Source organism: Pseudoalteromonas sp. SR45-4 (assembly GCF_014163535.1).
In the GTDB taxonomy this organism is placed as follows: Bacteria; Pseudomonadota; Gammaproteobacteria; order Enterobacterales; family Alteromonadaceae; genus Pseudoalteromonas; species Pseudoalteromonas nigrifaciens.
Genome location: NZ_JACJDO010000043.1, coordinates 20709 through 29742, shown reverse-complemented (window position 1 = coordinate 29742; position 9034 = coordinate 20709). Strand labels below are relative to the sequence as shown.

Sequence of the window (9034 nt, the reverse complement as noted above, 5' to 3'; positions counted from 1 at the left end):
TGAAAGTCTTCGAGCTATCGAAGTTTGCTGTTGGATCTGAGAAAAAAAGAAGCAGCCTAGCATTCATAAGCTAGACTGTAGAAGCCCATTGATCGACACGTAGTGGCGTCGGTGGGTAGTTCACTGTAATGATAATGTGGACGCTGGATAAATTTGTGAATCCGGCACATAGCGCCGGTATTTTTGAAAAGTTTTATGGCATTAGTGGGTCAACAGATATAGTGGCGTATGTGTTAGGTGCGCTGCAATTAGTTTTAGTCTTAGCATTTTTGGCGGGTATTAAAAAGCGACTTACTTACGGAATCATTTTTGTAATGCATGGCTTGTCTACACTTTCATCGTACAACCAGTACATAGATGGCTTTAACAACTTATTATTCTTTACTGCATGGCCAATGTGGGCTGCGTGTTTTGCGTTGTATTTACTGCGCGACCAAGACGTAAAATTTACTATAAAGTAATACATAAAAAATTGGTTATAAGCCGCTTGGCTTATAACCAAATAGTACACAAGGGAGTGTATCAAAGTTAAAGTTATAGCGTATAAAGTAGTTACTGCATGCAGTTAGTGCATTGCATCGTTGTAGTGCTCAGCTAAGCTTTCTTTTTGCCCTTCGGTTAGTGCTTTGCCGGCTAGTTGAAATACTTCGTGCTCTTCTTCATCTAAGTGATGATGCACTAAATGATGGAGTTTTTTAGCAGCAACCAACCACGCTGGTGAACTCCTATCGGTTTCTTCAAGTTGTTCAATTAATTCATCAATATCATGATGTTCTGCCACACTATGGCGGGCTTTTTCATGGGTTAGATCTTCAAACATCAGTGGGTTATAAAAATAACGCTCTTCAAACTTTGCATGTTGTTTTAGCTGTGTTTTTAGTTCAAGCATTAACTTTTGACGCTCATCTGTATCACCATGAGTTTGAATAAGCGCATCTACTAACTTACGCTGTATGTCATGATCGGCGCGTAGTGCTTCAAAAATATTCATTTTATTTCCTACTTTACTCATTGTTTAAATAATATGAAGCAAATATAAGGCCATTTTTAATACACTGTAATACAAGGGGTTTTGTTTTTATTACAAAGAGATTATTTGAGAGGTGTGTAAAAATTACTATGCACTGTATAAAGCTAACAACAAAAAGGGCTAATATTGCTACTAGCCCTGTAATAAAATAACTTACTTATTCATAACCGTATTTAGCTAGCTATTTATTTGCGTCTTTTATTGCTTTAAGTTTAGCTGCGTGGTCAATTTCAAACGCGGGCATGTCTTTATTGCCATCGATCAGGTAGTTATCCATCCAACGCATTAAACGTAAGCTGTAGTCGTACTGAGCTGCTACTTTACGGTTACCGTGGCCCTCGCCAGGGTAGTAAACTAAACGCACGTCTTTACCTTGCACTTTCATGTAGCGGTATAGCTCCATTGATTGCGCTGGGTGTACACGAGGATCGTCTTTACCGTGCATAATTAATAACGGTGTTTTAGATTGTCCAGCCCAATAAATAGGGCTGCGCTCTAAGTACCATTGCCATTTATCCCAAGGGTATGAACGAGCATGTACTAGGTTCATTTCGTTAGATATATCGGTAGTACCAAACTTAGATAATTGATTAGATACGCCAACAAACATTACGCTGGCAGCAAAGTGCTCAGTTAATTTTGTTGCGCCCCACGCAGAAGCATAACCGCCGTATGAGCCACCAGTAATACCAACACGTTTAGTGTCTACTAAACCCATATCAACAAGGTGGTTTTTAAAATCTACTAAGTCATCAAACTCTTTGCCTGCGTAGTCATTTTGGCCAAGTTTAGAGTAATCAACCCCTTTACCCGTTGAGCCACGATAATTTGGATAAAATACAGCGTAACCACGAGCTGCCCCCATTTGACCAGGACGTGAGTAGTTAGTTAACCAACCGTCTTTGTCATGGCTTTCAGGGCCGCCATGTACCGACATGATTAATGGGTAACGTGTCCCTTTTTTATAATCAAGCGGATACACAAGTACACCATCAATTTCTACGCCGTCACGGGCTTTTAAATTAATTGTTTGTTGCTTGGCAAAGCGCTTGTCGTTTAGCCACGTGTTTGAATCGGTTAAACGCTCTGCTTTTTTGCTACGAACAATAAACACTTCGTTAGGATGTTTTGCGGTATTGGCGCGCAGCGCTAAGGTTTTATCTGAAGCAGAGATACTTAGGCTTGAGGCAATAAATTGACCTTCTTTAACTATTTTTTTGTATTTATTGCTGCCGGTTTTAATGCTGCCGACAAAGCTTTGGGTGCCTACATTGGCAATAAAGTTTAAGGTATTGCGTTTATTCTGCCATTCAATATCGGCTACGTGGCCGCTAAAGTTGGGTAACCACTCATCTACTTTACCGCTTTTTGTATCGGCTAAAAATAAGCGACCAGTAGCAGGATCGTGTTTATCTTGTGCGCCTAAAATTGCGATATAACGACCATCATGAGAAAGCTCTGCTGTACCAAGTTTACCCTCTGTGGCAAACGACATAGTTACTTGATTACTTGCTATATCAAACAAGTGCCATTGTGATTTTGTGTACTTATCATCAATTAACGCAGTAGGCTGAGTTTTAACCAGTAGCTTTTTGCCATCGGCAGCCCAGTTAACATCACTAACATAGTTAGCTACATTGAGCGCGGCAGGTGAAAGTGGCTTATCGGTTTGTTTTAAATCAGCAATAAACAGCTGTTTGTTTTTTAAACCTTGTTCGTATACCTCTGCCATAAAGCCTAATTTTTTAAGCTCTTTATCAGATTTATCAGCTGCTGGCATTGCCAAAATAGCGAGGTGTTTATTGTCAGGGCTTAGTGCGTAGCTTGAAATAGAGGTATCTTTTAATGACAGTACTTTATGTGCTTGGCCGCCATCAACCGGAATTTGATAAAGCGCGGTAAATTTGTCATCTTTTAATTTTGCTAAAAAGTAGATGGTTTTACTGTTGTTAGACCATTGAATGCTGCTAATACTAACCGAACCGGTAATAAAAGGGCGCTCTACACCTTTGTCGTTAACCACATACAGCTCACGGTAGTTAGTGCCATTTTCATCAACATACAGCTCACGCGGCACCGAACGAGTAAAAGCGACGTTATCGCCATCTGGACTAATACTGGTTTGAATAACTGATTGAATTTTTGGGATATCTTCAACCGTTAATACTGTTGAAGCACTTACCAATGAGCTAGATAATCCCATTGCAAGCACTAAGCTAAGTTTTAACATTAAACTTTCCTTTATATACACGTTAACTTGGCAGTATATCAAGGCTGATGTAATAGGCTAAAAAATGCGATTAACACACTGTTTATAAAGGTTAATGGATAAAGCGGTGATAAAAGTAATGACGCCAACTTTTATCACAAATGTTGGCGTATATTTTAATTAATGGATAGGTGAGAAAAGCGCGTTACAAACTCTTTTTAGGTGGTAGTGCTACGTTGGCAAAAATTAACCCAGCTACTAGCGACATAAAAATTAAAAACGTTTGCTGGCCTATATGTTCTGCATAAACAAAGTCTTGACCTTCAATAAGCGAATTTAAGCCAATATAGGTTTTGCTACCCGGTACTAATACAATTAAGCCTTGCATAGCAACAATAGAAGCGGGGGCGTTGGCCACGCGATTAAATAAGTTGCTAAATATGCCAACGGCTAATGCGCCAACAAAGGTCCCTAAGGTGTAATCGAGATACATAGCCGAGCCAATACTGGTGCCATAAGCAATAAAGCCAGATGCGATAGACCACACGGCATGTTTAAGCTTGGTTCTAAATATGACTATTAGGCTGCTACACAGCAAAAATATAGCAAGCCAAGGCGTCCACGCTGGCAGTGGCGCAGGTTGCACAAAGTCGGCCTGTCCAAATAATGCAAAACCAATACCTATGCCAATAAAACCACCAAAGTAGAGTTTAAACAGCAACATGAATGAGTCCATCACCCGTGCTGTACCCGACACTAAGTGCCTTGCTGCAAGTTCTGCTAATCCTAGGGCTAATGCTAAACCCGGAATAAATACAATGATGGACGACAGTACCACTAAACGTATATTGATCTCTGGGGCAAAATAAACACTAATAGCACAGGCAACGATTGACGATACAATTGCTACCAAAGGCTCAAGCATGTGGGCGACACGTTTTGAGCGCCCCGACCAAAGCACAAACAAGTATACAAGAGATGAGAGTAACGCAGACCAAGCTACATCAAACCAGCTGGTGCCCATTAACATAGCAAACGCACCACCAGATGTGGCAAACGCAATGCCTGTAGTGAGTTTATTGTAAGAGTTAGGAGCAACAAAAATAATGTCTAGCTGTTCGTCCACTTCGTGCAAGGTTAACTTGCCATCAAGCATTTGATTAACTAAGTCGTCGGTGTCGGCAAGTGAGCCTAGGTCGTGATCGCCAGGATCTACCCGTGCAACATGGGTATACTCGTCTTCGTGGCCGTCGGTCCAAATAACAAAGGTAACAGAGGTAGGCGACATAACAAACGACGATTTAAGGTCTAAGTAGGTCGCAACTTCCATTAAATGCGCTTCTAAGCGGTATGCGGGCGTACCATATTTGTGCAGCATTTTACCTAATTTAACGATAAATTTGCGTTTTTCTGTAAAGGTTGCGTTTTTCAAATGCTTTTAAGCCAACGGTTAAATAACTAAGCTAAAAATATAGACAAAAAATACTAATCTGCCATAAAAAGTGCTAATTCAGAGTTCATCCAGTGGCTTTTGATTCAAGTGGGCAACATGTAGGAAGGGTGGTTCCCTTTCAAAAGTTGCCAACGAAGAAGAAATGTCACTGGTGAGCTCCCTTGGGCGAGTTTTAAATGAGCTTATACTGCGTTCCTCGAACTCAAAATAGAACCACTATTTTATCATTCAAGCGCCTTGTCTAGGCTCATTTTAATTCTCGCTGAATTGTACCGTTTAAGGTAGATTGGTATTAAAAATTTGCCCACGTTTAATGGGCGCGATTTTAAACACTAATTGGTGTGTGTCTAGTCATTTTTAATCTAATTTTTTATTTTTTTCAGCTATCCATTGCGACATGTATTGTGTGCTGCGCATTGTATGATATTTGAGCATTTGGCCTGTAAAGTTTTTTTCGCGATGGGCATTTAAATCGCTACTTATTGAATCGACTTTTTGAATTAACGCAGCGCTTAATTGGGCTTTGTCATACAGCGTATTAAGTAGTGTATTGCCATCTTGTTGTGCTTGTTCAAATTCACTTTGATTGTTGTACATTTCAACGGCTGCATTTGCAAAATCTTCGGCGGTGTTTGCTATTTTTCCAGGCCAAGATAACTCATTATGCATACCTTCACTGCCAATATTAGTGGTAACACTTGGGGTTTGCATAATCATGGCTTCAAGTAATTTACCTTTAATACCTGCGCCAAAACGCAGTGGTGCTAAACATACTCGTGCGCTTTGCATTACCTCAAACGCATTATCGGCCCAGCCTTTAATTAAAAACCCCGATTTAGGGTTGTTAAGTGCAGTTGCTTTTGGCGGCGGGTACGATCCATAAATATGCAGCTCAGCTTTAGGCAGTTGCTTGCGAATAAGTGGCCAAATTTGTTGTAAATAAAGCACAGCATCCCAGTTTGGCGCGTGCCTAAAATTACCTATGGTCATAAAGTGTTGGCGCTGCTCAAAGGTTTTAGTGCTGGTGGGCAATGTGTTTAAATCGACCATAAAAGGTAAATGGTGTAATAAGCTAGGCTCTATTTTAAATACATCATTAAGTAAGCTCATTTCATAGCTAGAAATAATAAGGCTTAAATCGCAACGTAAGATGGCTGCAATTTCGCGTTTTGCTATGTCTGAGTGCAAGTCGTTAGTGGTAAATTCTCGCTCGCCTTTGTGGGCTTCGTGGCGCGCATTACGCAAACATTGTAGATCTTCGGTATCTAAAATTTTCAGCGCATTCGGGCAATGCTTATCAACGCGCCAACCAAACTGCTCTTCCATCATAAAACGATCAAACATAACGATATCGGGAGCATATGCTTTAACGTAATCGTCAAAACTTTCGCAGTTAAGCGCAATGCTCTGGCTACTAATACCAAAGTCGTCAAGGTTGACCATGTGCTCGGTGCGCAGTGCCGGCGTTGCAAACTCTACTTGCCAGTTTTGGGCTCTAAAGGCATTTAATAACGACATCATGTGCGTGCCTGCAGCAGATGAGTTGGGCTCTGGCCATACGTAGCCAATTACCAGCACTTTTTTCATTGGCTAGGATCTCTTATTAGTAAGTTTAAATTTACCCATATAGAAACAGGTAAGCTTATTTTTGTGATGGTTATTACAATATTAACGGTAGTAGCACAGTAAATTTAGCGCACTAGTTCTACACAAGTTCAATGCTTATAAAGTCATTTTTTATTAATGGGTAATATTAAAAAATATGACAGCATTTACTTTATTCATCAGCATTGTTTTTTAGGTGTACAGCACTTTATAAATAGCGCTGTAGTGTAGCTTAAGTTAGGGTGGCGATAAATCATTTACGCTATTTTGTATAACCTTAATGCTTTATGAATGCGGCAAAACATGTTTAGATAGCTTTATTAAACTAAATAATTACTAAAGGACAAAACATGAACGCTTTTAGGCTGTTAGTTGCCTTTATTGGCTGTATTGCATTACTGCCAATGAGCTATGCAGAGCAAGGATATCAAACGCCATCGGCTGAACTTGCTGCATTAGTAGATGCTAAGTTATCGCCCACCAGTAGTTTGTCAGACGATGGCCAATGGCTGGCATTGTTTGAGCGCAAACGTGTTGTGTCGCTAGATGAGTTGGCAAAAGAGGAGCTTAAACTGGCGGGCATTAAACTCAACCCGGCAAACTTTTCACGCTCACGCGTAAGTGCAAAATACAGTGCGGTGCAAATTAAACACGTACAAAGTGGTACGGTTATTAATATTAATAACTTGCCACAAGGTATTATTCGCGCGCCAAAGTGGTCATCAAATAGTGAGTACTTAGCCTTCGTGGTTGAGCAAAAAAATGATGCGCGTTTATGGTTATACAATGTAAAAACAAAACAAGCTAATGAGCTAAACTCAATTGCGCTAAACTCTGTCCTTACTGCATCCCCTTATGAATGGCTACCCGATAGCAGTGCCTTGGTTGCAAATTTAGCTGTTAATTTAGGAAAAGCCAGATTACAAAATGATAGCCAAAGTACGATGCCTGTTATTCAGCAAAGTAGCGGCGAAAAAGCCCCTGCACGTACTTATCAAAACTTATTAACCGGTCCGTTTGATGAGGCGCAGTTTAAGTTTTATGGCCAAGGGCAACTCGCCTATATAACGCTTGATGGTCATGCGCAACCGATTGGCCGCCCTGCGTTGCTTAAGTCATTTTCAGTATCACCCGACTCAACCAATATATTAGTGGCAAGCATAAACGAGCCATTTTCGTATCAAGTTCCATACAACCGCTTTGCTACAACATGGCAAATATGGGGAATGCGTGGTTTTTCACTAGTTGAGCTGGCAAAACAACCATTAGCCGATAATATTCCACAAGGCTACGACAGTGTACGTACTGGCAGACGTGACTTTGAGTGGCGAGGCGATCAAGGTGCAGAGGTTATTTGGGCTGAAGCGCAAGATGCCGGTGATATGAAAACCGATGTTGAATATCACGACTTTATTTACAGCTTACGTGCACCGTTTAAGCGCGAGCCTAAACTGTTTGCTAAAGTAGAGCGTCGTTATTCGGGTATAGAATGGGGTAACGATAATATTGCTATGCTCAGCGATTGGCGCTTTAGTGACCGCCAAGTGCGTACTTATATTATTGCCCCACGTGATGCTGATAAAAACCGCATATTATTTTCAGAGCGTAGTTACAACGATGCCTACAAAGACCCTGGTAGAGCACTATATGAGCGCAATGATTTAGGCAGCAAGGTAATAAAAGTGGTTGGCGGACGCTATCTGTTTTTACGCGGTAATGGCGCATCAGAGCAAGGTAATGTGCCGTTTTTAGACCAATACGATGTAAAAACTCATAGCAGCAAACGTTTGTGGCAATCAGCGGCACCTTATTATGAGCGTGTTCGTGCGTTACTTGATGACGAAGGTAAGCGTTTTATTACTATTAGAGAGTCTAAAACAGAGCAACCTAACTTTTTTATTCGTGATTTAAATAAACAAAATTTAACTCAAATTACTAATTTTGAGCACCCTTACCCTGCATTTAAAGGCGTAACAAAAGAGCAATTACGTTATACCCGAGATGACGGTGTTGAGCTTTCAGGCACACTTTATTTACCACCAGGTTATGATAAATCTCAAGGCCCATTACCTGTATTAATGTGGGCATACCCGCTTGAATATAAAGATAAAGCAGTCGCTTCTCAAGTGCGTGAATCGCCTTATGAGTTTACCTCTATTGGTTACTGGGGCCCGATGCCTTACTTAGCTAAAGGTATTGCGGTGTTTGACGATCCTAAAATGCCTATTGTAGGTATTGAGGGCAGTGAACCAAATGATAACTTTAGAAAGCAACTAGTGGCCAGCGCACAAGCTGCCGTAGATGTATTGGTTAAAAAAGGCATTGCTGATAAAAACAATATTGCCATAGCAGGGCATTCATATGGCGCATTTATGGTGGCTAATTTATTAGCGCATAGTGACTTGTTTAAAACCGGTATTGCCCGCAGTGGCGCGTATAATCGCACCTTAACGCCGTTTGGCTTTCAAGGCGAAGAGCGCGACTTTTGGCAAGCCCAAGATGTGTACGCAAACATGTCGCCATTTTTTCATGCCGAAAAAATTAACGAGCCAATGTTGATGATTCACGGGCAAGAAGATCCGAATTCTGGCACCTTTCCCATGCAAAGTGAGCGTATGTACGCCGCATTAAAAGGCTTAGGTAAAGAAGTGCGCTTAGTTATGCTACCCCATGAAGCACATGGCTATCGTGCTCGTAAAAGTTTACTGCATGTATTGTGGGAGCAAGAACAGTGGTT

5 protein-coding genes and 1 pseudogene are annotated in these 9034 nt (G+C 40.9%); 2 read left to right on the top strand and 4 right to left on the bottom strand.

The genetic code is table 11. The features are described from left to right. Positions 1-119: 119 nt before the first annotated feature. Positions 120-461, top strand: a pseudogene (locus H5058_RS15390) (hypothetical protein); the annotation flags it as partial. A gap of 104 nt (positions 462-565) precedes the next feature. Here the strand turns inward: H5058_RS15390 and H5058_RS15385 are convergent. The 4 genes from H5058_RS15385 to H5058_RS15370 all read right to left on the bottom strand — a co-directional run bounded on the left by H5058_RS15385 (position 566) and on the right by H5058_RS15370 (position 6279). Beyond that, positions 566-991 carry a hemerythrin domain-containing protein gene (locus tag H5058_RS15385; RefSeq protein ID WP_011329866.1) on the bottom strand — a complete coding sequence of 142 codons (426 nt, stop codon included), beginning with the start codon at positions 989-991 and terminating at the stop codon, positions 566-568. A 220-nt stretch (positions 992-1211) separates the two neighbouring features. Then, a complete protein-coding gene (locus H5058_RS15380) occupies positions 1212-3260 on the bottom strand; it encodes a S9 family peptidase (RefSeq protein ID WP_089369160.1) in 2049 nt (682 codons plus the stop codon). Positions 3261-3444: 184 nt separating this feature from the next. After that, positions 3445-4671, bottom strand: a complete 1227-nt coding sequence (locus tag H5058_RS15375) for a threonine/serine exporter ThrE family protein (protein WP_041454906.1) — start codon at positions 4669-4671, stop codon at positions 3445-3447. Between the two features lie 378 nt (positions 4672-5049). Next, on the bottom strand, positions 5050-6279 hold the full coding sequence (locus H5058_RS15370) for a glycosyltransferase (protein WP_089369161.1): 1230 nt from the start codon (positions 6277-6279) through the stop codon (positions 5050-5052). A 368-nt stretch (positions 6280-6647) separates the two neighbouring features. Between H5058_RS15370 and H5058_RS15365 the strand changes: the two genes are divergently transcribed. After that, positions 6648-9034, top strand: a 2387-nt coding sequence (locus H5058_RS15365; RefSeq protein ID WP_182678914.1) for a S9 family peptidase, incomplete at its 3' end; no start/stop codon positions are given.

Coding starts and splice junctions, on each gene's coding strand:
- H5058_RS15370 (WP_089369161.1), bottom strand. CDS start 6,279: ATGAAAAAAGTGCTGGTAATTGGCTACGTATGGCCAGAGCCCAACTCA.
- H5058_RS15385 (WP_011329866.1), bottom strand. CDS start 991: ATGAATATTTTTGAAGCACTACGCGCCGATCATGACATACAGCGTAAG.
- H5058_RS15380 (WP_089369160.1), bottom strand. CDS start 3,260: ATGTTAAAACTTAGCTTAGTGCTTGCAATGGGATTATCTAGCTCATTG.